Consider the following 22,154-nt stretch of genomic DNA (forward strand, 5'->3'; position numbering starts at 1 on the left):
CGGGGCTACCCGACGGACCCGTTCCAAACGGAACCTAGCTGCGCGGCTTTTCGCGCATTTCGAAGGTCTCGATGATGTCGCCTTCATTGATGTCATTGAAGGAGCCAAGACCGATACCACACTCGAAGTCCGTGCGGACTTCGGTGGCGTCATCCTTGAAGCGCTTGAGCGTCTCAACGGTGAGGTTGTCACCGATGACCTTGCCGTCGCGGCTGACACGTGCCTTGGAGTTACGGCGGATGATGCCCGTGCGGACGATCGAGCCGGCGATGTTTCCGAACTTGGAAGAACGGAAGACTTCGCGAACCTCGGCGGTACCGAGCTGGACTTCTTCGTATTCCGGCTTGAGCATGCCCTTGAGAGCCATCTCGATGTCATCGATTGCTGCGTAGATGACCGAGTAGAAGCGCATGTCCACGCCTTCACGGTCGGCCAGTTCGGCAACACGCTCGGCCGGCTTGACGTTGAAGCCGATGATGATGGCGTTGTCCACCGTGGCGAGGTTGACGTCGTTCTGCGTGATGGCACCCACACCGCGGTGGATGACACGAAGCTGAACGTCGTCGTCTCCGACGTCGATCTTGAGCAGCGCGTCTTCGAGGGCTTCCACGGCACCGGACACGTCACCCTTGAGGATGAGGTTGAGGGTGTCGATCTTGCCTTCGGCAACGGCCTGGTCGAAGTCTTCCAGGCTGATGCGCTTGCGACGCTTGGCAAGTGCAGCGTTGCGGTCGGCAGCTTCACGCTTCTCAGCGATCTGGCGGGCCGTACGCTCGTCAGGTGTCACCAGGAAGGTGTCACCTGCACGCGGCACGTTGGACAGGCCGAGGACCTGAACCGGGCGGGACGGCAGTGCGACATCGAGTGCCTCGCCGTTTTCGTCGAACATGGCGCGGACGCGGCCGTGAGCCGTACCGGCCACGATCGTGTCGCCCACTGCCAAGGTTCCGGACTGGACCAGGACGGTAGCAACAGCACCGCGGCCCTTGTCCAGGTTCGCTTCGATGGCAATGCCTCGAGCGTCCTTGTCCGGGTTGGCGCGCAGATCCAGTGCGGCATCGGCCGTCAGCAGAACGGCGTCGATCAGTTCGTCGATGTTGAGGTTCTGGCGTGCAGAGACCTCAACGAACATGGTGTCGCCACCGTACTCTTCGGGAACCAGTCCGTACTCGGTCAGCTGTCCCTTGACCTTGTCAGGGTTGGCGCCTTCCTTGTCGATCTTGTTCACTGCGACGACGATCGGCACATTGGCTGCCTGGGCGTGGTTGAGTGCTTCCACCGTCTGCGGCATAACGCCGTCGTCGGCTGCAACAACCAGGATCGCGATATCTGTGACCTTGGCACCACGTGCACGCATGGCCGTGAAGGCCTCGTGACCGGGGGTGTCAATGAAGGTGATGTCGCGGGCCTTGCCCTCGTGGACGTGGCTGATCTGGTAGGCACCGATGTGCTGGGTGATACCACCATGCTCGCCGGCCACAACGTTCGAGTTGCGGATCGCGTCCAGCAGACGGGTCTTACCGTGGTCAACGTGACCCATGACCGTGACAACCGGTGCTCGGGCCTCGAGAACGTCGTCGCCTTCGGCGTCAAGTTCGTCCTGGATGTTGATGTCGAACTGGTCGAGGAGCTCGCGCTCTTCATCCTCCGGCGAAACAACCTGGAGCTTGTAGCCGAGTTCGGCGCCAAGCAGGCCGAAGGTGTCTTCGTCGAGGGACTGCGTTGCCGTAGCCATTTCACCGAGGTGGAACAGTACGGTCACCAGCGATGCGGGGTTCGCATCGATCTTCTCGGCAAAGTCCGTGATGGACGAGCCACGACGCAGGCGGATGATGGTCTCACCGTCACCGCGGGGTACCGATACGCCGCCCAGCGACGGAGCACTCATCTGCTCCAGTTCCTGGCGCTTTGCACGCTTCGACTTGCGCTGCTTGCCACGACCGGCGCCGCCCTTGCCGAAGGCACCCTGGGTGCCACCGCGACCGCGGCCACCCTTACCGAAGCCACCGCCGGCGGGAGCTCCGCCACCGGTACCTGCACCAGGTGCGCCACCGGGACGACCGGGTCCGCCACCGGGACGGCCTGCGCCACCCGGACGGCCTGCGCCACCGGGAGCCGGACGCTCAGTGCGGTTGGGCATCATGCCCGGAGTAGGACGGTTTCCGGCACCGGGACCACCGGCGGGACGCGGTGCGCCCGGACGGGGTGCACCGGGACGCGGTGCGCCCGGACGGGGACCACCGGTACCGGCTGCGGGACGGGGGCCGCCTGCGCCAGCTGCAGGGCGGGGACCGCCGGGGCGTTCGCCGTCGTTGCGGCGTTCGCCTCGGGGCATGCCCTGGGACGGTGCAAACGGGTTGTTACCCGGACGCGGCGGACGGTCTCCGTCGCCACCACGTCCACGGGGCATGCCCTGGGACGTGGCAAACGGGTTGTTGCCCGGACGCGGACCGCCGGGACGGGGAGCCTGACCACCTTGACGTGCCGGAGCCGGGGTCTCTGCCTTGGGAGCAGGACGGGCGCCGGGCTTGGCCGAAACCGGGGTGGACGCGGCAGGAGCCGCGGGGGCTGCCGGGGCGGGTGCTGCCGGAGCAGCGGCGGCCGGAGCAGCGGCGGCCGGAGCTGCCGGAGCGGGGGCTGCAGGTGCCGGGGCCGGGGCCTTCGGCGCTGCAGGTCCCGGTGCCGGAGCAGCCGGACGGGATGCTGCGGGAGCTTTGGGGGCTGCAGCGGGAGCGGCAGCCTTGGCAGCGCCGGCACCCGGGTAGGCGTCGCGAAGCTTCTTCACGACGGGGGCCTCAATGGTTGAAGAGGCGGAGCGAACGAATTCGCCCAATTCCTGCAGTTTGGTTACTGCATCTTTGGAAGTAATACCGAGCTCTTTGGCGAGCTCATGTACGCGGACCTTGGCCACATTTCTCCTGTCTCGGTCCGCACCGAGCCAGGCACGAACCGTCTACTTCTTACTGCGGGCCTTCGCCGCTTGCGCGATTGAAAGGCCCATTGCAGAGCGCAACAAAGTTGTCATCGTTACGCACTCATCGCTGGGAACTCATCGGGTTTCCATCAGTTTTCTGACCCGCTTTCAGGTTTGGACGGTTTTCCTGCGGCGGCCTGGGCCTCCACAAGTGGCGTGCCGGGCATCAAGTATCGTTCCACGGCGCCTGTATCGGAAGCACCCGCAAGGGCCCTTCCAAAAGCTCGCCGCTTGATCGCCAATGCCAAGCACTTTTCGCTGGGGTGCAGCCACGCACCCCTGCCGGCCATCCGGCGTCGTTCATCCACCAGGACAGCGGACGAACCGCTGCCTTGGGCGACCAACCGGACAAGCTCGGACCGGGAGCCTTGCTTCCGGCATCCGATGCAGGTGCGAACAGGCCCATGGCCGTGTTCAAGCAGTTCAGCCACGACGTGTCCAACCTGCCTTACGCTACTGGCACCCGACGGGCCCCGGTCCTGCGGATGCAGCTGAGGCACGCCAAAGCGCGCGGATACCGGACGTAAGCCCGGTTCCATCTAGTCTAGCCCCCCGGCCCCGGTCTCCCGAAACCAGGTACGCGCCAGTGCGGCGCGGAACCGGCGGCACAGGCCGCCGGCTGAAGCGCTAGTCAGTCTTGGCGGGGGCGGCGTCCGAGACGATATCAATGCGCCAGCCGGTCAGCTTGGCTGCGAGCCGCGCATTCTGGCCTTCTTTGCCGATGGCCAACGAAAGCTGGTAGTCAGGCACAACCACGCGGGCCGAGCGGGTGGATTCGTCGGTGATAGTGACGGAATTCACTCGCGACGGCGACAGCGAGTTGGCGATGAAGGTCGCGGGGTCATCGCTGAAATCGACGATGTCGATCTTTTCATCGTTGAGTTCGGTCATGACCGCCCGGACACGCGAACCCATTTCACCGATGCAGGCACCCTTGGCATTGACGCCGGGAGTGTTTGCCTTGACGGCGATCTTGGTGCGGTGACCCGCTTCGCGCGCCAGCGCCACGATCTCTACCGAGTGGTCCGCGATTTCCGGAACTTCCATTTCGAACAACTTGCGGACCAGGCCGGGGTGCGAACGGGACAACGTGATGGACGGGCCCTTGGCACCGCGGTGTACGTCCACCACGAAGGCACGCAAGCGGCTTCCGTGGAGGTACTTCTCGCCCGGAACCTGCTCGGGCGGCGGCAGCAATGCCTCCACAGCCCCAAGGTTGACCTGAATCATGTGCGGGTTGTTGCCCTGCTGGATCATGCCGGCCACAAGCTCGCCCTCACGGCCCTTGAATTCGCCCAGCACGTTGTCGTCTTCAACGTCGCGAAGGCGCTGCAGAATGATCTGGCGGGCCGTACTGGCAGCGATGCGGCCAAAACCTGCCGGGGTGTCCTCGAACTCGCCGATGGGCTCACCGTCGTCGTCGATTTCCGTGGCCCAGATGGTCACGTGGCCGCTCTTGCGATCCAGTTCCGCGCGGGCCTTCTCGAAGGCCCCGGGCGTCTTGTGATACGCCACCAGCAGCGCTTGCTCGATGGTGGGAATCAGGAGATCCAGCGGGATTTCACGCTCACGCTCCAGGAGTCTCAGTGCGCTCATGTCAATATCCATTAGGCCTCCTCGGAAGGTCCGTTGTGCTCGTCTTCCAGCGCAGCCTCGTGGAGGTGGCTGAATTCAATCTCGACTTTTCCTTGGCGGATCCTGTCGAAAGGAATAGTGATGGGTTCGCCCTGCTTGGGCTTCATGCCCTTCTTGACCTCGTGCTCGGGGATGAGCGTCACGGCATCATCCCCCACCGAGGCAATACGGCCCAGGAGGTTATCCCCTTGAATGACGTTGACCCTGACCATGCGGCCGCGGGCGCGGTGCCAGTGACGCGGTTCGGTCAGTGGGCGGCTTACTCCCGGGGAAGAAACCTCAAGGTCGTACGGACGGCCGTCGTCATGGGGATCGTTGTCCAGAATATCGGACAGCCCACGTGAGACGTCCGCGATAGCGTCAAGGCTGACGCCCCCGGTCTCTTCCTGCGGAAGGTCCACGACGACGTGGACCGTGCGGTGAGAACCGGCAACGTGGATGGAAACATCCTCGAGGTAGAGCCTGCTGGCAAGGACAGCCGGTTCAAGCAGTGCCTTAAGCCTGCTCTCTTCCGGGTTGTGGATGGTGGCCGTTGAGTTCGATTCAGAACGGTCTGTTGAAGTCGTGGCTTCCGAGTCACTCACGTTGCCCGCCGCCTCCCGATAGATGTTGTTGTGACTACTAGCCTAACGATTTTCCCGGGAACATGGTGCACGGACTTCCCCCTCCACGTGACACCATGGTCTGTTGTGAACGGGCGGACAAGCGAAAAACGACGAACACCACCCTGGGGCCGGGTTTTGCTGGTTGCCGTGGTGGCACTGCTTGTTGCGGGCACCGGAATGGTGCTTATTCCGCGGGATTCCGGCACTCCCCCGATAGTCCCGTTCTCCGAAACAGCCCGCGCCTCGGCGTTGGAAGACACGCTGCAGCTGCGCGAATCAGCCGCCATGCAGGCAGAGGCTGCCGCTCCTGATGCCGAAAAATCGACACTCGATAACGCTGTGACTTTGCTGACAACCCATGCACAGGCGTTGCTTGGCCCGAATGATGCAACGCCCAGCCCAAGATCGTCCGGCCGGGCCACGGCTGCCAAGACCGGGGCAGCAGCGACGGAAACCAGCCGCGCCTCCTTCCTGACCGGCTTGGCCGGCAGTGGGCAGGAGCGACTGGACGATGCCCGAAAGGCCGACGGCGGGATCGCCCGCATGCTTGCCGCCGTCGGATCCGCTCAGCTGCTTGAGGCTGAACGGTTGGCCGCGGAGTGGCAGCTGCCACAGCCACAGCAGACAGCGGCGGCGGACGCCAAGGCTCTGGCGGCAACGCCTTTGGCCGCCTCCTGCCCGTCGGTCAGCCCCACCCCGGAGTCGACGTCCGCCACCACCGACACCGCCCTGGCAGCGGTGGTTCGCTCGCAACAAGAAGCGATCTACGTGTACCAGGTGGCCCTGAAGCGCCTGGACGAGCCGAACTCGGCGGCTGCTGCCAAGTACTTGCCAGTGCACGAGGCATTGCTCCAGCAGGCAGAATCACTGACCAGCGCCAACTGCGCGGACTCGCCCGCCAGCGAGGCCGGTTACCGGCTGCCGGAACAGTTCGCCAAGGACCCGGCCGCTTTCCTGGGCTCCGTGGAACTTGCATCCCTGCCTCGATTCGGTGACCTGGTTGCTTTGTCCACGGATGAGACTCGGAGCTGGGCAGTTGACGGTCTTCTGACTGCTGCCCGCAGGAGCGCAGCCTGGGGCGCGCCCCTGCCTGCGTTGCCGGGACTCATGCTCGACGCCGGCGAGTTGCCTTCGCTGCCGACGCCCACCACCGCACCCGCTTCCACCGGCGGATAGGCGAGCCTAGCCATGCTGGTCAGGGCCGCCTGCCAGTGCTTGGCTTGATGCATGGCTTCCACAGAAACTGCCACCATGCATGAGAACGAACCCCACCGCGACGATCTTGCCCACCGGTTGAACTGGTTGCGGGCCGGAGTCCTGGGTGCCAACGACGGCATCGTGTCCGTCGCGGCGATCGTGGTGGGCGTGGCGGGCGCTACCACGAGCACGGGCAGTATCCTCGCTGCAGGAACCGCTGGCCTGGTGGGTGGCGCTATCTCCATGGCTTTGGGTGAGTACGTGTCCGTCAGCAGCCAAAGCGACACCCAAAAAGCGCTGATCGAAAAAGAAAAACGTGAGCTGGCGGAGCAACCGGAAGATGAACTCAACGAGTTGGCCGCGATCTACGAGTCGAGAGGGCTCAGCGCCGAGACCGCCCGGACCGTTGCACAGGAGCTGACCGAACACGATGCCTTGGCCGCCCACCTCTCGGCCGAGCTGAATATCCATGAAGACGACATCGTCAGCCCTTGGAACGCAGCCTTGGCTTCCGCTGTCGCCTTCACCTTGGGGGCGGCGCTGCCCATGCTGGCCATCCTGCTGCCTCCGCCGGAGCTGCGGGTGCCGCTGACGTTCGTCGCAGTCCTGCTGGCCCTGGCGATCACCGGTGCGGTAGGCGCATGGATCGGCGGCGCCTCCCGCTTCCGCGCGGCAGCCCGGGTGGTCTTGGGCGGGGCACTGGCGCTGGCCGCAACCTTCTCGATCGGAACCCTATTGGGCGCAAGCGGCGTTTTCTAAGGGGCACGCGGTGACGCGGAGTTAGGCTGTTGGCGTGACCCTTCACGCGATGATTCCCATTCCGGGCGACCTCCACGCCCGGTACAACCGCGACTCCGCGGGCAGGGACTGGCTGGCCAGCCTCCCGGGGCTCATCTCTGAGGCACTGGACCGCTGGCAGCTCACGGTGGACCTTGCGCCAGGCGCCGAGCCTTGGAATGGCCATGGAGCCTTGGTGGTGCCTGTTCTTCAGAACGGCGTTCCCGCGGCCCTGAAGATCGCTTTTCCCCACGACGAAGCGTTGGTGGAGGGCCACGCCCTGGCCCTTTGGGACGGCCGGGGCGCGGTCCGTCTTCTCGCCTCAGACGACGCAAGGTGCTCCATGGTGCTCGAACGCCTGGATGCTTCCCGGTGGCTGCAGGACGCTCCGCTGGACGAGGCCAGGGACGTGTGGGGCGCCATCATGCGCGAACTCTCAATCCAGCCTGACGACCGCCCGGAGTGGCGGGCTTTCGACCATATTGCTGCCACCGCCGAACGGTGGAGCGATGAACTCCCTGCAGAATGGGAACGTTTGGACCGGCCCTTCCCGAGGTGGCTTCTGGAGGCAGCTTTGGAGGTCTGCCAGACGCGTGGAGTGGTGGGACGCCGTTCCGGCACCGATGTCCTGGTGCACACGGACCTCCACTTCATGAACATTCTCGCTACCACCGCCGCCGGACGGCTGTCCCTCCGCGGGGACTACCTGGCCATTGATCCGCAACCACAGATTGGCGAGGCCGAGTTCGCCGTAGCACCCATCCTGTGGAACCGCATCCACGACCTCTCGCGGACGGACCCGGAAGCGGCCTTGCGCGAGCGGTGCCATGACTTCAGCCTCGCCGCAGGACTGGATCCTGAGGTCGCGCGGCAATGGAGCGTCGCCCGTGAGGTGCAGAACGCTTTGTGGTACGCCGCAAAACCCGGACACGGTGGTGACCTTGCCCGTTCCCTGTGGGTAGCCAGCACGTTGGCCGGCAGCACCCTCGATGCCCTGCCGCGGGCGCACGAACTCCCCGAGCCCGGCGAAGCGGTTCAGTAGCTCATGGTCCTGACGGTGGCTTTGAAGTGGTGGCGGAAACAAGCCTCCGCGGGTTCGACATCCGGGTGACGAACGAGGCTTCCCCCGGCAACCCGGCGTCGAGCGCGGTGGTGCCCCACGCCGTCGTCCGTGGTTTGAGGACCATGGCCAATGCCAGCGGCAGCTTTATCTAAAACCAACTGCGGCAGCCCTACGCTGCGAAGTTCTCGTTCCAGACATCCATGCCCAGTTTGATGATCAACGCCGCAACCACCATCAGGAAGACAAGGCGCACAAACTTGCTTCCCCTGGCCACAGCGGTCCTGGCACCGAGGTAGCCTCCTGCCATATTGGCCAAGCCAAGGATGAGGCCTACGCCCCACAGCAGGGAACCGTGAGGGAGGAAGAAAATCAACGCGCCGGCATTCGTGGCCATGTTGACGATCTTCGCTTTGGCGCTGGCTTCCAGAAAGGCATAACCCATGGCCGAAACAAGGGCAATGACCAGGAACGAGCCCGTACCCGGGCCGATCAAGCCGTCGTAAAAGCCGATCACGGCACCGATCAGGCACGCCACCACGTAGTGCTTATGGCCGTCATGGCGGAGAGCGGTCAGTTCACCGGCGCCGGGACGCAGGGCTGTGAAGATGGCCACAGCGATGAGCGCCAGCACGATGATGGGCTTGAAAACGCTGGCCGGCAGGGAGGCAGCCAGGATGGCCCCGCCAAAACTCCCGGCCAACGCGATGACCGCCATGGGAACAGCCGTCTTGAGATCGGGTCCCACGCGGCGGTAGTACGTGACAGCGCTGGTGGTGGTCCCGAAAATGGACCCCATCTTGTTGGTAGCTAGGGCCTGTACAGGCGTGATGCCCGGAACCAGCAGCAGGGCGGGGAGCTGGATCAGTCCCCCGCCCCCCACTACGGCATCCACCCAGCCGGCTGCGAATCCAGCCACCACAATCAGGATGAGTGTGGTGAGCTGGATCGACTCGAAGCCGGAAATCACCGGGTTCGTACGGCGTTGACCACGTAGTCCACGGCCTTGTCCACCGAGATGTTCTCGGCTTCACCGCTGCGGCGATCCTTGATTTCCACTACACCGTCCACAAGACCCCGGCCGACGGCCAGGATGGTGGGCACACCCACCAGTTCGGCGTCGCCGAACTTCACGCCGGGTGAAACCTTGGGACGGTCATCGAAGATGACGTCCAGGCCGGCGGCTTCGAGTTCAAGGGAAAGCTTTTCTGCTGCTTCGAAGATCTCATCGCCGCGGCCCACCGCCACCACGTGGACATCGGCCGGAGCTACGGAGCGCGGCCACACGAGGCCGCGGTCGTCATTGTTCGCTTCAGCCAGGGCCGCGACGGCACGCGTCACGCCAACGCCGTACGAGCCCATGGTGACAACCTGCTGCTTGCCGTTCTGGTCCAGGACCTTCAGGTCCAAGGCCTCAGCGTACTTGCGGCCGAGCTGGAAGATGTGGCCCATCTCGATGCCACGCGCTGTTTCCAGCGGTCCCGAGCCGTCCGGGGCGGGGTCGCCTGCACGCACTTCGGTGCTCTCGATGACGCCGTCCCACACGAAGTCGCGGCCAGCGACCAGCCCGAAGACGTGCTTGCCCTCAGCGTTGGCACCGGTAACCCAGGTGGTGCCGGAGACGACGCGGGGATCCACAAGGAAAAGAACCTTGGAGGATCCTTCAAGTCCAAGGACAGGCTCGTCGAGGGACAGTCCGGGTCCGATGTAACCCTTGACCAGCCAGGGCAGCTTCTTGAGGTCCTCTTCGTTGGCAGCCTCGAGGCCGATTTCACCGGCGATGGGCAGGTGGGAGCCAATGTTGGCTTCCACGCGCTTGAGGTCTACTCCGCGGTCGCCGGGAACGCCGATCACCACGATCTGGCGCTCACCCGTGGGCAGCGTGACGGCGAGGACAACATTCTTGAGCGTGTCAGCGGCAGTCCAAGCGCCGCCGTCGGACTCGCTGCGGGGAGCCAACTGGTTGGCGGCGTCCACCAAAGTGTCGATGGTGGGGGTGTTCGGTGTGTCCAGGACCTCGGCGGCCGGAGCGTTGCTGAAGTCGATCTCGTCCGGAACCACGGTGGTGACGGCCTCGACGTTGGCGTAGTAGCCACCGGCCGAGCGCACGAACGTGTCCTCGCCGATCTCGGTGGGGAACAGGAATTCCTCGCTCTTGGATCCACCCATGGCACCAGCGGTGGCGGCTACAGGAATAACTTCCAGGCCGAGCCGCTCAAAGATCTTCAGGTAGGCAGCACGGTGGGCGGCGTAACTTGCGTCCAAGCCGGCGTCATCGATGTCGAAGGAGTACGAGTCCTTCATGATGAATTCGCGGCCACGGAGGAGCCCTGCCCGCGGACGGGCTTCGTCACGGTACTTGTTCTGGATCTGGTAGAGGCTCAGCGGGAGGTCCTTGTACGAGGAGTACAGGTCCTTGACCAAGAGCGTGAACATTTCCTCGTGCGTGGGTGCCAGAAGGTAGTCCGCGCCCTTGCGGTCCTGGAGACGGAACAGGCCTTCGCCGTATTCGGTCCAGCGGTTGGTGGCCTCATAAGGTTCGCGGGGAAGCAGGGCCGGGAAGTGGACTTCCTGGGCTCCAATGGCGGACATTTCCTGGCGGATGATGTCCTCCACCTTGCGCAGGACGCTCAGCCCCAGCGGCAGCCATGTGTAAATACCGGGTGCGGCGCGGCGGATGTAGCCGGCGCGGACCAGGAGCTTGTGGCTGTCAACCTCGGCGTCGACGGGATCTTCACGCAGGGTGCGCAGGAACAGCTGGGAAAGGCGAAGGACCACGGGTACGTATCCGTTTCTATGGCAGATGTGGCAAAAACAACTGTCTACTAATCTACCGGCTGACTGCGCGGCCGCTTGAACGGGCCCGCATGGCGTCCGGACAGCTTGAAAACAGAAGAGCCACGCCGTCGCGTTTGGAAGCCCCTGGCCGCAACCGGCTGGTCATCCTGCGATGGCGTGGCTCAGCGGCCGGACGGCCGCAGACTCTGTCCGGGGACTAGATTGCCGTTCCCTCCAGCGGAACGGCATCGCCTGCGACTGGGAAGCATTGTTCATTGCCGAAATCACGGATGGTATAGCCGCCAATAGCGCCCTTCAAGGTCTTGGTCATGATTCCCCCTGTACCACCCGTGCCCCAACGACACGGCTTGGGAAGAACCTATGTGATCGCAGACACATTTTCAAGGATGACCTCCGCCGAGGCGGTAAGGCCCTTGACCACCATGTCAGGCAGATCTAGCTTTAATTCATCAGTTGGTGAATTACAGGGAGCCAAGTGGAGGCCTGATGTCACCCCTTCCAGCGGCCATTGAGGCGACGGGACTCCATGTGTCCCGTTCACGCACGAAAATCCTCCGAGGCTTGAACTTCACGGTTGATGCCGGCCGGATCACAGGACTCCTGGGCCCCTCCGGCAGCGGCAAGACCACGCTCATGCGGGCAATCGTCGGTGTCCAGCGCATCACCCGGGGCACTGTCACCGTCCTCGGTCGGCCGGCGGGCAGCGCGCCACTGAGGCACGACGTCGGATACGTCACCCAAGGTGCCAGCGTCTACGCGGACCTCAGCGTCGAAGCGAACGTTCGCTACTTCGGCGCAATGCACGGCGCGACGGCGGCCGACGTCGCCGAGGCGATTGCCGCCGTCGGGCTTGAATCTCTAGCGAGGCAGAAAGCCGCAGACCTGTCCGGCGGACAGTTCAGCCGTGTGTCCCTTGCGTGCGCGCTGGTGGCGCATCCGCAGCTCCTGGTCCTGGACGAACCCACAGTGGGGCTGGATCCCGTACTCCGAGCCGAATTGTGGGAGCGTTTCGCCGCCATGGCTGCCACCGGAACAACCCTGCTGGTATCCAGCCACGTCATGGAGGAAGCATCCCATTGTTCATCGCTGCTCCTGCTTCGCGACGGGCTCCTGCTGGCGCAGCTGACTCCGACGGAACTGGCCCAACGCGGCCGGAGCGAAGACCTGGAACGGGCCTTCCTGACCATCATCAAAACCGTTGAACCCAGCATCGATGGCGCTAAACGGGGGCAGGAAGAAAGCCAGGTGACGTCATGAACCTCCGAATGACGCTTGCCACTACCGCCCGTGTCCTGGGACAACTGCGGCACGATCACCGGAGCGTCGCGCTGATCCTTGTGGTCCCCGCGCTGCTGCTGACGGCCGTCTATTTCCTGTTCGAGAACGAAACACTCCCGCCGGGGTTCCCCCGGACCTTTGACCGCGTCGGCTTGATGATGCTGGCCATTTTTCCCTTTGTGGTGATGTTCCTGGTCACGTCCATCACCATGCTCCGGGAGCGCACCTCCGGCACCCTGGAGCGCCTCCTGACCACACCGATTCACAAAGCAGACCTGCTGTTCGGCTATGCTCTGGCGTTTTCCATCATGGCCGCCTTGCAGTCCTTGGTGGCGACGGCTGTGGCCTACTGGATCTTTGACCTCGACATCAAGGGAAGTCCCGGCCTGGTGGTGATGATCGCCGTCATCAATGCCGTCCTGGGCGTCGCGCTTGGGCTGTTGTGTTCGGCGTTTGCCCGCACCGAGTTCCAAGCCGTGCAGTTCATGCCCGTGGTAGTGGTGCCACAGATTCTTTTGTGCGGCTTGTTCGTAGCACGGGACGATATGAATGAGGTCCTGGAAGCAATCTCCAGCGTATTGCCCCTGACTTTCTCCGTGGATGCACTGAAGGAGATCGCCGGAAATGCCGACGCCTCTGCCGCGATGTGGCAAGACGCCCTGATCATGGGCGGGATCGTCGTGGGAGTCCTGGTCCTCGCGTCATTGACCCTTCGACGACAAACCCGATGAGCCACCCGCAGGGGCGTAGGGGCCGCCGAAGCGCTGGAGACCATTCGCGGGAAGCCATCCTCGCAGCCGCACGGAAACTGTTCGCCGAGCAAGGATTCGAGGGGACAAGCATGCGACAGGTAGCCCGGGAGTCATCCGTGGATCCGGCCATGGTGCACCACTTTTTCGGGGGCAAGGACGAGCTCTTTGCCGCCAGCGTCCAATTGCCCGCTGACCCGGCCGAGGTTCTTGCCGGCGTCGAAACCCTGGACCCTGCGGTGAGGGCCGAAGCGATTGTGCGAGCCGTCTTGCGGCTGTGGGAAAGCCCGGCTCAGCACGGCCTGGTGGGCTTTGTCCGGGGAACCATCGGCTCCAAGGCCAAGACGGCACTCATGCGCGAAATGGTACACCGCACCATCCTGTCCAAAATCATGGCGGGGCTGCCCGGGACGGCCGAGGAAGTACGCGTGCGCGGCAATCTCGTAGCCACACAAGTGGTGGGGCTGATGCTGGTCCGCTACGTGATCCGGCTCGAACCCCTGGCCTCAGCGAATCAGGAAGACGTGGTCCGCTTCGTAGCGCCGAACATCCAGCGCTACCTCACGGGGAGTCTGGACTCCCCTTAACAGGTGGCATTAACAGGTGGCAGTTGTGGCTCACCCCACCCTGGGAAGAGCCACAACTGACGGCCGGATAGGCTACTTGATGAGCTCTATCGCCTGGTCCAGGAGAACGGTGGTGTTAGCCAAGGCATCCGCCTCGGAAGCACCGCCCGCGACGGTGACCGAGATCAGGACGTCTTGTTTAATTGCCTGTGACATGAGGGCGGACCCCGTCTCACCGCTCGGCAGCTTGGTGTCCATGCGATACGCCATCAAAGCGTTGGCGGGCTTCTTATCGGCCAGATCCGTCACCGTGATCGTGCTGACCCCGGTAGGACCGCCCATGGTCATCGTGCCGCATGCCGACAGTTGATCGATGCTTTCCTGGGCCCTGTCCCGGATCCGCTCCCCCAGTCCAGTCCCCAAGGAAATCGTGCTCATACTGCTGGTAGCTACATCCTGGCTGACACCAAAGGCGGCCTTGACGCCGTCGACCGGCTGCGCGAGAGATCCCAGGGCCATGTCTTTGCAGGCAGCGGGCTGGACGTCGATCTGCGACATCATGGCCTTCGACTGCTCCAGCGTGCCGGACATATCGGCGCTCGACATGACACTCAACTTAGCGCCCTGCTTGTCCTTGATCTGGCCTAGAACTGCCGTGAGTTCCTCCAAGGTGTGCTGCTTTGCCGGTGTGGGCGTGGGTGTTGCCGTTTCGCTGGCCGGAGCGGACGCAGCGTCCGTGGAGGTACCGGCACCGCCGCACGCGGTGAGGCCCATGACCAATAGTCCTGACACGGCAAAGCCGCGCAGCGCATTCTTATTCATTTGTTCCCCAGGGAAGTTCGAGTGATTGGTGGCGTGCGCCAACCGAGACAAGACTACAAGTAGCGGGAAGCAGGGCTAAAATAGGACGGTTGCGAAGGTGCCCACTTGTTCGAAGCCCACCCGCTCATAGGTGGCGCGGGCTTTGGCGTTGTAGTCGTTCACGTAGAGGCTCGTCACCGGGGCGAAGGTCCGTGAGAGATTCACGACGGCGGCCATGTAGCCACCGCTTTGGCCGCGTCCACGCAGCTCGGGGTTCATCCAGACGCCCTGGACCTGCGTGACGTCCCGGGTGACTGCCCCCAGCTCGGCTTTAAAGACCACCGTGCCGTTGGCATCGATGTGGACCAGCGAATGGCCCTCCCGGATGAGCCCGGCAACGCGTCTGCTGTAGAACTCCTGCCCTCCGAGGAAGGGCGAGTAGCCCACTTCTTCTTCGAACATGGCGGCGCAGGCAGGCAGGATGCGATCGAAGTCCGCCATGGTGCCGAATGTCAGGGCAGGGTTGGCGCCGATGACCGGCGTCCCTGAGATGGTGAGCAGCGGTTGTTGAGACCGGACTTCGTGGGCACCATGGCCCAGTTGCTCGAATCGCGCATAGAGGGCCATCACCGTTTCCGCGGGCCCGAAAATGGACGCGTAGCGGCGTCCTGTTTCGTGAGCCGCAGTGGCCACATAACCGGCCAGGCCGGGATCGAGCTGCACAGGGACAAGGTTGGCGCCCGCCCAGCACGCGCCCAGGAGCGTTTCGCCGTCGAAAACTCCGAAAATACTGGCACCCCCGCTGGTAGGCGCCGCTGTCCCGGTGCTTTCCAGGTGGGCGAGGATGAAGACGTTGGCAACCACGTCTTCGCTGGCCAGGGCACGAAGAGTCAGGGTGTCGGCATCGCCGAGCACCCTGACACCCAAGCCGTTCTCGTTACGAGACGCTAACCACGGGGCTACCCTTGACAGCATCTTCGCCATCGGCCTCCCCCATCTCTTCGGCGATGCGCATGGCCTCTTCGATCAGTGTCTCAACAATTTCGCTCTCAGGCACAGTCTTGATGACTTCGCCCTTCACGAAAATCTGGCCCTTGCCGTTTCCGGAGGCCACACCAAGGTCCGCTTCGCGGGCCTCGCCGGGTCCGTTGACGACGCAACCCATGACGGCAACGCGCAACGGAATCTCCATGCCTTCCAAACCTGCGGTGACCTGCTCGGCCAGCGTGTACACGTCCACTTGGGCGCGGCCACAGGACGGGCAGGAGACGATTTCGAGCTTGCGAGGGCGCAGGTTCAGGGACTGCAGGATCTGGTTGCCAACCTTGATTTCCTCCACCGGCGGGGCCGAGAGGGAAACACGGATGGTGTCGCCAATGCCGCGGGACAGGAGTGCACCGAAAGCCGTGGCCGACTTGATGGTGCCTTGGAACGCTGGTCCGGCCTCGGTCACGCCGAGGTGCAGGGGCCAGTCGCCCTTCTCGGCCAGCATCTCGTACGCGGCCACCATGATCACGGGATCGTTGTGCTTGACGGAGATCTTGAAGTCGTGGAACCCATGCTCTTCGAACAGCGAGGCTTCCCAGACGGCGGACTCAACCAGTGCCTCCGGGGTGGCCTTGCCGTATTTCTTCATGATGCCCGGTTCAAGGGAACCTGCGTTGACGCCGATCCGAATGGACGTTCCATGGTCGCGGGCCGCTGCAGCGATTTCTTTGACCTGGTCATCGAACTTACGGATGTTGCCCGGGTTTACGCGGACGGCAGCGCAGCCGGCCTCGATTGCCGCAAAGACGTACTTTGGCTGAAAGTGGATGTCTGCGATGACGGGAATCTGGGACTTACGGGCAATGATCGGCAATGCCTCGGCATCGTCGGCGGAAGGGCAGGCAACACGCACGATGTCGCAGCCGGACGCCGTCAGTTCAGCGATCTGCTGAAGCGTGGCGTTGATATCCGTGGTGGGGGTGGTGGTCATGGACTGCACGCTGATGGGCGAGTCAGAACCGACGCCAACGGACCCTACCTTGATCTGCCGCGTCTTACGGCGCGGGGCAAGGACGGGGGGTGGGGCTGCTGGCATTCCCAGGCTGACCGAGGTCACGTGGACTCCTTGGGTTGGGGTGGATCGTTGTGGTGGGGAACGTCCGGGCTAGGACGCGTGGGCAGCCAGGACACCGATAATGGGCGCCCATTCCGTGGTGCGGATGCCGGCGATTACTCCGGCTTCTGCAAACGGATCCTGCTTGAGGAGGTCATTGAGTTCGGCTTCGTCAGCGGACTTGAAGATCAGCAGGGCGCCGGCGCCGTCACCGTAGGGGCCACTGGCAAGCAGTTTGCCTTCATCGGCCAGATCGCCGAGCCAGGCACGGTGTGCGGGGCGGGCTTCATCGCGGAGGGCACCGGAATCGGCGACGTATACATACTCAACAGCGAAAACAGTCATGGAGCTAGCCTATCCCGCCTGCTCAGGCAAAAATGTTCACAGCCCAGCCAAGAATGCTCGCAGCTCAGCCGAAAATGTTGACGGGTTTCACGATGTCCGCATAGATCAGGAGTGCGCCCATGGCCATGAGCAGCGCCGCGACCACGTACGTGGCCGGCAGCAGCTTGGCGATGTCGAAGGCGCCCGGGTCCGGTTTACCCAGGAGCTTGGCCACCCGGCGTCGTGCCCCTTCGTAGAGCGCCCCGGCTACATGGCCGCCGTCAAGGGGCAGAAGTGGGATGAGATTGAAGATGGCCAGGGCGAAGTTGAGTCCGGCGAGCAACCCGATCAGGGTACCGATGCGGGCTTGCATGGGCACCTGTTCCATGGCCGCGACTTCGCCGGCAACCCGGCCAACACCCACCACGCTGATGGGTCCGTTGGGATCGCGGGGTTCTTCGCTGAAGGCGGCTTTCGCCACCCCGACCACCCTGGCCGGCAGGTTGAAGATCACACCGGAAATCTGCTTGATGTTCTCTCCGGCCATGGGCAAAACTGCCGACGCCGGCTGGGGCACCAGTTCGCTTTGGGCCCCGATCCCAAGGAATCCGACTTCCTGGTATTTCAGCACTCCGTCGGCATCCTGTTCGGGCCTGCCGTCGGCGCCGACTACTGGCCGCGACGAGAGTACGGGCGTCACAGTGGTTTCTACAGTCGATCCGTTGCGTTCCACCGTGATGGGCACGTCTCTTCCGGCGGACGCACGGATCCAGCTGGTGAGCTCGTCCCAGCTGGTGACGGCTTTTCCGTCGAAGGACGTAATGGTGTCGTTCGGTTGGAGCCCCGCGGCCGCGGCCGGAGTCAGTTTGCAGTCGGCCGAGTCGGGGTCCACTGTCTCCCCTGCCGCGACCTGGCATTTGGAAACGTCAGCGATGGTGGTGGTTGCTGTGGCCATGCCGAAGCCCATGAGCAGGACAGCCAGCAGTATCAACCCGATCAGCATGTTCATGGCGGGACCGCCAAGCATGACGATGATCTTTTTCCAGACGGGAAGCTTGTAGAAGACGCGGTTCTCGTCTCCTGGCCCCACTTCCTCGTGTGCCATGGAGCGCGCTTCAGTGGCCAGGGTCTGGAACATGCCTGTGCTGGAGGGGCGGACGGCGCCGTCTTCCTTGTTCGGCGGGTACATGCCGATCATGGAGACGTAGCCGCCCAAGGGAAGCGCTTTGAAGCCGTACTCGGTTTCGCCCTTCTTCTTGGACCACAGGGTAGGTCCAAAGCCGATCATGTACTTGGTGACGCGCACTTTGAACAGTTTGGCAGGGACCAAGTGGCCTACCTCGTGAAGCGCAATGGAAACAGCTACGCCGATGGCGACGAAGACGACTCCGAGAATGAAGAGAAGGACGGGACTCATGCCGGTGGGACTGCTTCCATAAGGGTTGTGAGCTACAGGGCGCTGGTGGCTAAACGATCAAGGGTACGGGCGCGTGCCCACTTCTCAGCATCAAGCACGGACTCCACTGTTAGCTCAGAGGAGCCTGAATGTTCGCTGAGGACGGACTCAACCGTATCCACAATCTGGGTGAAGCGGATGCGCCCGGCATGGAAGGCCTCTACGGCTTCCTCATTGGCGGCGTTGAACACTGCCGGGAACGTGCTGCCCTGCTTCGCGGCGTCCTTGGCGAGGTCCACGGCCGGGAACGCCACAGTATCCAAGGGTTCGAAGGTCCAGCTGGTGGCTTGCGTCCAGTCGCATGCCTGTGCAGCGCGAGGGACGCGGTCCGGCCAACCCAGCCCGAGCGCGATCGGCAACCGCATGTCCGGGGGTGACGCCTGGGCAATGATGGATCCGTCCACGAACTGGACCATGGAATGGACCACGGACTGCGGATGAACCACGACGTCGATCCTATCCAGGGGAACGTCGAACAGCAGGTGTGCCTCAATCACTTCGAGGCCCTTGTTGACCAGGCTGGCCGAGTTTGTGGTGACCATGAGGCCCATGTCCCAAGTGGGGTGAGCCAGCGCCTCCTGCGGCGTGACGTCGTGGAGCTGTTCCCGTGAGCGTCCGCGGAAGGGCCCGCCGGATGCCGTCAGGATCAGCTTTTCGACTTCCTGGTCCGTTCCTGAACGCAAGCACTGGGCAATGGCGGAGTGCTCAGAATCAACGGGGACGATCTGGCCGGGGCTCGCAGCTGCTTTGACCAGGGCGCCGCCGACTATCAGCGACTCCTTGTTGGCCAGTGCCAGCGTGGCTCCCGTACCGAGCGCGGCCAAGGTGGGCGCCAATCCGATGGAACCGGTGATGCCGTTGAGGACGACGTCGCACTCAATGGCGGCGATCCGGGTGGAGGCGTCCGGCCCAACAAAAATCTCCGGAGCGAAGTTTCGCACGCCTGCTGCAGCGGCAGCGGCCGCGATCAATTGCCGCAGGGCTCCCTGATCTCCTTGGGCGATACCCACGGCTTGCGCCCTCGTGTGAACGGCCTGTTGCGCGATGAGTGCAAGGTTTCCTCCGCCCGCGCTGAGCGCAACCACCTCAAAACGGTGTGGGGCGGCGTCGACGACATCAATCGCTTGTGTGCCGATGGAACCGGTGGACCCGAGGATGACGATCTTGCGCGGCTGCATTGCTTAAGTATCCCAGTCACTACAGGGGGCCGCGAACGGACTGGTGCGTATGTGGAAAACCGACACCGCTTGACCACCACCGGCCCGCGCGTACCGTGGAATCGTGGAGTGGCTGTCCTGGTTTGATGCGCGGGACTACGAGTTCGCCCGGCAGGTATTGCAGCGCGGCACAGCCGTGCTCTACGCCGTTGCCTTCCTTTCCACGCTGAACCAGTTCCCGGCACTTCTCGGCGAGCGCGGGCTGTTGCCGGTGCCGGCTTTCCTGGACATGGCCCGTCGGCTGGCCCGGCCTACTCTGTTTCGGTGGCGCTACTCCGATGCGCTGCTCAAGGCCGTGTGCTGGACGGGTATCGGCGTGTCCGTTCTGTTGGTCATGGGCCTCCCCCAAACGGGTCCTCCGTGGCTTCCCATGCTGGCGTTCCTTACCCTGTGGTTCCTCTACATGTCAATCGTCAACGTCGGCCAGACGTTCTATGGTTTCGGCTGGGAGATCCTTCTCCTCGAGGCCGGTTTCACGGTGGCGTTCCTGGGCTCAAACCAGTCTCCGCCGCCCACAACCATCCTCATCCTTATTGTGTGGCTGGTGTTCAGGCTTGAGTTCGGTGCCGGCATGATCAAGATCCGGGGTGGTCGCGAGTGGCGGGATATGACGGCGATGTTCTACCACCACGAGACACAGCCGATGCCTGGCCCGCTGAGCCGACAAGCGCATCTCCTGCCGCGTCCGCTGCACAAGGTAGAAGTGGTGGGCAACCATTTCGCGCAGCTCGTGGTGCCGTTCTTCCTCTTCGCCCCTCAGCCGCTGGCCAGCATCGCCGCCGGAATCATCATCGCGACGCAATTGTGGTTGGTGGGTACCGGGAACTTTGCGTGGTTGAACTGGGTGGCAATTGTCCTGGCTTTCGCCGCCGTCAGCGACCCCGTGGCCCATGCGGTCTTTCCGTTCATCCCGCTGGAGTGGCACCAAAGCACTGAAACCCCGGTGTGGTGGCTCGCCGTCGTCGTGCTTGTGACCGTTCTGTTGCTGGTGTTCAGCTACCAGCCGCTCCTCAACCTCTTCTCCAGCCGGCAGTTGATGAACGCCAGTTTCAACCGGTGGCGCCTGGTCAACGCCTATGGAGCTTTTGGGACGGTGACCAAGCAGCGCATTGAAATCGTGGTGGAGGGCACGCTGGATGATGCGCCGGACGCCCCGGATGAGCGGTGGCTGGAGTACGGCTTTAAGGGCAAGCCCGGCGACGTGCGACGACTCCCCCGCCAATGGGCGCCCTACCATCTGCGCTTGGATTGGCTGATGTGGTTCCTGCCGCTGAGGACCGTCCACGAAGATTGGTTTTACATATTTCTGGACAGGTTGTTGGAGGCCGACAGACGCACTCTTGGACTGCTGCGCGTTGACCCGTTCGACGGCGAACGCCCACGTTGGGTGCGGGCGCGCAGCTACCTGTACCGTTTCGCCAGCCGGGCGGAGTTCCGCGAGACGGGCGAACGGTGGGTGCGGGTGCTGCTGTATGACGCCATCCCACCGGTGTCACTCAGCCCTCGACGGCGGCGACTCCCCTAGCGGTGGACACCCGCGGAGGTGCGGTGGACTCGCGGACGACGAGGTGCGTGGCCAGCTCAACCCTTCGCGAGTCGATTTCCTCGCCGTTTTTCTGGCGAAGGATGAAGCTCAGGGCAGAGCGTCCCATCTCTTGCAGAGGCTGCGACACGGACGTGAGGGGCGGCACGGATTCCTCGGCCTGGTGTGTGCCGTCAAAACCGACCAAGCTCATTTCCTCGGGAATACGAACATCCTGGCGCCGAGCTTCAGCGAGGACCCCCAACGCAATGCTGTCGCTGCCGGCAAAGATCGCCGTGGGCGGATTGTCGAGCGCCAGCAGGGCTTTCATGGCGCGTACTCCGTTCTCCGGCTTGAAGGGGCCATCGGAAACGTACTCGTGGTCCACGCTCACGCCCTCTGCCATCAAGGCGGCCATATAGCCGTGCAGGCGGGCTTGGCTGCACTCCGCCGTGGAGGGGCCACCAATGTAGGCGATTCTTCGATGCCCCAACTCCAGCAGGTGTGATGCCGCGGCCTTGCCTCCGGCCCAGTTGCTGGCGCCAACACTGAAGACATCGGCGGGTGGCGGATTCAGCGGATCCACCACCACGATGGGGATTTGGCGGCGTTTGAACGCCTCCAACTGCGCGGAGCCGAAGGCCGACGTCACCACGATCATGCCGGCACGGCCCTCGTCGAGCAGGCGCTGTGCCCGTTCCTCAGGTCCAAGCGGCGAACCGGCCTGGCGCCCGGTGATGGAAAGGATTACCTCCATGTCCGATACTGCCGCGTGTTCCATCACGCCATTGAGGACCTCCACTCCATAAGCCGAATTCAACGAATCGAAGACCACTTCCACGGCACGATGCTCGGGGATGCTTTTGCGTTGGAGCGGCGACTTGTAGCCGGTGCGCTGTAGTGCTGCCAGAACCCTGGCGCGGGTGGCTTCTGCCACGTCCTCACGGCCGTTGACCACCTTGGAAACGGTGGGCGCAGAGACTCCTACTTCGGCTGCCACCGCGGCCAAGGTGAGTTTGGACGGGCGAGGATCTGGTTCCACAACTCTCCTGCTTTCGAAATATTTCGGATGAGTACAGTGTCCCCGATCAAG

General features: G+C 63.5%; 22 protein-coding genes. 9 read left to right on the plus strand and 13 right to left on the minus strand.

Annotated elements, in window-relative coordinates; genetic code table 11:
• Positions 1–34 precede the first annotated feature (34 nt).
• Together infB and AC1RJY_RS22125 are read right to left on the minus strand one after the other, a co-directional pair.
• Entirely contained in the window at positions 35–2,911 is a 2,877-nt protein-coding gene (gene infB, locus AC1RJY_RS22120; RefSeq protein WP_011774273.1) for a translation initiation factor IF-2, read from the minus strand.
• Between the two features lie 152 nt (positions 2,912–3,063).
• Entirely contained in the window at positions 3,064–3,318 is a 255-nt protein-coding gene (locus AC1RJY_RS22125) for a YlxR family protein (protein ID WP_238324636.1), read from the minus strand.
• Here AC1RJY_RS22125 and AC1RJY_RS22130 point away from each other — a divergent pair.
• The gene (locus AC1RJY_RS22130) at positions 3,238–3,501 is read left to right on the plus strand and encodes a hypothetical protein (protein ID WP_286140395.1); all 264 of its coding nucleotides are present in this window, start codon (positions 3,238–3,240) and stop codon (positions 3,499–3,501) included. The genes AC1RJY_RS22125 and AC1RJY_RS22130 overlap by 81 nt on opposite strands.
• Before the next feature lie 100 nt (positions 3,502–3,601).
• On the opposite strand, the gene nusA is transcribed toward AC1RJY_RS22130, so the two are convergent.
• Both nusA and rimP read right to left on the minus strand, forming a co-directional pair.
• A complete protein-coding gene (nusA, locus tag AC1RJY_RS22135) occupies positions 3,602–4,582 on the minus strand; it encodes a transcription termination factor NusA (RefSeq protein ID WP_011774271.1) in 981 nt (326 codons plus the stop codon).
• Positions 4,582–5,193, minus strand: coding sequence for a ribosome maturation factor RimP (gene rimP / locus AC1RJY_RS22140; protein WP_011774270.1), 612 nt, complete (start codon positions 5,191–5,193; stop codon positions 4,582–4,584). Before rimP ends, nusA begins: the two co-directional genes overlap by 1 nt.
• Before the next feature lie 30 nt (positions 5,194–5,223).
• Between rimP and AC1RJY_RS22145 the strand changes: the two genes are divergently transcribed.
• From AC1RJY_RS22145 to AC1RJY_RS22160, 4 genes are read left to right on the plus strand one after another with little or no spacing between them, the layout of a single operon-like run.
• Complete coding sequence (locus AC1RJY_RS22145; RefSeq protein WP_011774269.1) at positions 5,224–6,390, plus strand: ferritin-like domain-containing protein; 1,167 nt, start codon at positions 5,224–5,226, stop codon at positions 6,388–6,390.
• A 51-nt stretch (positions 6,391–6,441) separates the two neighbouring features.
• Positions 6,442–7,170: a VIT1/CCC1 transporter family protein gene (locus AC1RJY_RS22150; protein ID WP_498603543.1), complete on the plus strand. Its 729-nt coding sequence runs from the start codon at positions 6,442–6,444 to the stop codon at positions 7,168–7,170.
• Positions 7,171–7,204: 34 nt separating this feature from the next.
• Positions 7,205–8,230 (plus strand): aminoglycoside phosphotransferase family protein, encoded by a 1,026-nt coding sequence (locus tag AC1RJY_RS22155; RefSeq protein ID WP_143711629.1) that lies wholly within the window; start codon positions 7,205–7,207, stop codon positions 8,228–8,230.
• A gap of 26 nt (positions 8,231–8,256) precedes the next feature.
• Positions 8,257–8,403 (plus strand): hypothetical protein, encoded by a 147-nt coding sequence (locus AC1RJY_RS22160; RefSeq protein ID WP_498603544.1) that lies wholly within the window; start codon positions 8,257–8,259, stop codon positions 8,401–8,403.
• A gap of 17 nt (positions 8,404–8,420) precedes the next feature.
• Here AC1RJY_RS22160 and AC1RJY_RS22165 read toward each other — a convergent pair whose 3' ends face one another.
• Positions 8,421–9,218, minus strand: coding sequence for a sulfite exporter TauE/SafE family protein (locus tag AC1RJY_RS22165; protein ID WP_011774266.1), 798 nt, complete (start codon positions 9,216–9,218; stop codon positions 8,421–8,423).
• A complete protein-coding gene (locus tag AC1RJY_RS22170; protein WP_011774265.1) occupies positions 9,215–11,026 on the minus strand; it encodes a proline--tRNA ligase in 1,812 nt (603 codons plus the stop codon). The genes AC1RJY_RS22165 and AC1RJY_RS22170 overlap by 4 nt, the downstream gene beginning before the upstream one ends.
• A 507-nt stretch (positions 11,027–11,533) precedes the next feature.
• On the opposite strand from AC1RJY_RS22170, the gene AC1RJY_RS22175 reads away from it, so the two are divergent.
• Genes AC1RJY_RS22175 through AC1RJY_RS22185 form a run of 3 tightly spaced genes read left to right on the plus strand, consistent with a single transcriptional unit; the run spans position 11,534 to position 13,661 of the window.
• A complete protein-coding gene (locus AC1RJY_RS22175; RefSeq protein WP_498603547.1) occupies positions 11,534–12,304 on the plus strand; it encodes an ABC transporter ATP-binding protein in 771 nt (256 codons plus the stop codon).
• Positions 12,305–12,312: 8 nt separating this feature from the next.
• Positions 12,313–13,056: an ABC transporter permease gene (locus tag AC1RJY_RS22180; protein WP_011774262.1), complete on the plus strand. Its 744-nt coding sequence runs from the start codon at positions 12,313–12,315 to the stop codon at positions 13,054–13,056.
• Positions 13,053–13,661 carry a TetR/AcrR family transcriptional regulator gene (locus tag AC1RJY_RS22185; protein ID WP_014921264.1) on the plus strand — a complete coding sequence of 203 codons (609 nt, stop codon included), beginning with the start codon at positions 13,053–13,055 and terminating at the stop codon, positions 13,659–13,661. The genes AC1RJY_RS22180 and AC1RJY_RS22185 overlap by 4 nt, the downstream gene beginning before the upstream one ends.
• Before the next feature lie 72 nt (positions 13,662–13,733).
• On the opposite strand, the gene AC1RJY_RS22190 is transcribed toward AC1RJY_RS22185, so the two are convergent.
• The 6 genes from AC1RJY_RS22190 to dxr all read right to left on the minus strand — a co-directional run bounded on the left by AC1RJY_RS22190 (position 13,734) and on the right by dxr (position 19,500).
• On the minus strand, positions 13,734–14,462 hold the full coding sequence (locus AC1RJY_RS22190; protein ID WP_014921263.1) for a hypothetical protein: 729 nt from the start codon (positions 14,460–14,462) through the stop codon (positions 13,734–13,736).
• Between the two features lie 75 nt (positions 14,463–14,537).
• Positions 14,538–15,416, minus strand: a complete 879-nt coding sequence (locus AC1RJY_RS22195) for a GNAT family N-acetyltransferase (RefSeq protein WP_014921262.1) — start codon at positions 15,414–15,416, stop codon at positions 14,538–14,540.
• Positions 15,379–16,545: a flavodoxin-dependent (E)-4-hydroxy-3-methylbut-2-enyl-diphosphate synthase gene (ispG, locus tag AC1RJY_RS22200; protein WP_011774258.1), complete on the minus strand. Its 1,167-nt coding sequence runs from the start codon at positions 16,543–16,545 to the stop codon at positions 15,379–15,381. The genes AC1RJY_RS22195 and ispG overlap by 38 nt, the downstream gene beginning before the upstream one ends.
• A gap of 48 nt (positions 16,546–16,593) precedes the next feature.
• The gene (locus AC1RJY_RS22205) at positions 16,594–16,887 is read right to left on the minus strand and encodes a YciI family protein (RefSeq protein WP_011774257.1); all 294 of its coding nucleotides are present in this window, start codon (positions 16,885–16,887) and stop codon (positions 16,594–16,596) included.
• 64 nt (positions 16,888–16,951) lie between these two features.
• Positions 16,952–18,283 (minus strand): M50 family metallopeptidase, encoded by a 1,332-nt coding sequence (locus AC1RJY_RS22210; RefSeq protein ID WP_011774256.1) that lies wholly within the window; start codon positions 18,281–18,283, stop codon positions 16,952–16,954.
• Positions 18,284–18,315: 32 nt separating this feature from the next.
• The gene (gene dxr, locus AC1RJY_RS22215; RefSeq protein ID WP_011774255.1) at positions 18,316–19,500 is read right to left on the minus strand and encodes a 1-deoxy-D-xylulose-5-phosphate reductoisomerase; all 1,185 of its coding nucleotides are present in this window, start codon (positions 19,498–19,500) and stop codon (positions 18,316–18,318) included.
• Between the two features lie 103 nt (positions 19,501–19,603).
• Between dxr and AC1RJY_RS22220 the strand changes: the two genes are divergently transcribed.
• Positions 19,604–21,064, plus strand: a complete 1,461-nt coding sequence (locus tag AC1RJY_RS22220) for a lipase maturation factor family protein (RefSeq protein ID WP_210064272.1) — start codon at positions 19,604–19,606, stop codon at positions 21,062–21,064.
• On the opposite strand, the gene AC1RJY_RS22225 is transcribed toward AC1RJY_RS22220, so the two are convergent.
• Positions 21,036–22,103, minus strand: a complete 1,068-nt coding sequence (locus tag AC1RJY_RS22225; RefSeq protein ID WP_011774253.1) for a LacI family DNA-binding transcriptional regulator — start codon at positions 22,101–22,103, stop codon at positions 21,036–21,038. The genes AC1RJY_RS22220 and AC1RJY_RS22225 overlap by 29 nt on opposite strands.
• Between the last annotated feature and the right edge of the window lie 51 nt (positions 22,104–22,154).

The sequence above is a fragment of the Arthrobacter sp. GW822-FHT05G07 genome (assembly GCF_058799755.1).

Excerpts from the sequence above, each read along its gene's own strand:
- nusA (WP_011774271.1), bottom strand. The coding sequence starts at position 4,582 with ATGGATATTGACATGAGCGCACTGAGACTCCTGGAGCGTGAGCGTGAA.
- AC1RJY_RS22150 (WP_498603543.1), top strand. The coding sequence starts at position 6,442 with ATGGCTTCCACAGAAACTGCCACCATGCATGAGAACGAACCCCACCGC.
- AC1RJY_RS22175 (WP_498603547.1), top strand. The coding sequence starts at position 11,534 with ATGTCACCCCTTCCAGCGGCCATTGAGGCGACGGGACTCCATGTGTCC.
- AC1RJY_RS22180 (WP_011774262.1), top strand. The coding sequence starts at position 12,313 with ATGACGCTTGCCACTACCGCCCGTGTCCTGGGACAACTGCGGCACGAT.
- AC1RJY_RS22185 (WP_014921264.1), top strand. The coding sequence starts at position 13,053 with ATGAGCCACCCGCAGGGGCGTAGGGGCCGCCGAAGCGCTGGAGACCAT.
- AC1RJY_RS22190 (WP_014921263.1), bottom strand. The coding sequence starts at position 14,462 with ATGAATAAGAATGCGCTGCGCGGCTTTGCCGTGTCAGGACTATTGGTC.
- AC1RJY_RS22195 (WP_014921262.1), bottom strand. The coding sequence starts at position 15,416 with ATGCTGTCAAGGGTAGCCCCGTGGTTAGCGTCTCGTAACGAGAACGGC.
- AC1RJY_RS22205 (WP_011774257.1), bottom strand. The coding sequence starts at position 16,887 with ATGACTGTTTTCGCTGTTGAGTATGTATACGTCGCCGATTCCGGTGCC.
- AC1RJY_RS22210 (WP_011774256.1), bottom strand. The coding sequence starts at position 18,283 with ATGAGTCCCGTCCTTCTCTTCATTCTCGGAGTCGTCTTCGTCGCCATC.
- dxr (WP_011774255.1), bottom strand. The coding sequence starts at position 19,500 with ATGCAGCCGCGCAAGATCGTCATCCTCGGGTCCACCGGTTCCATCGGC.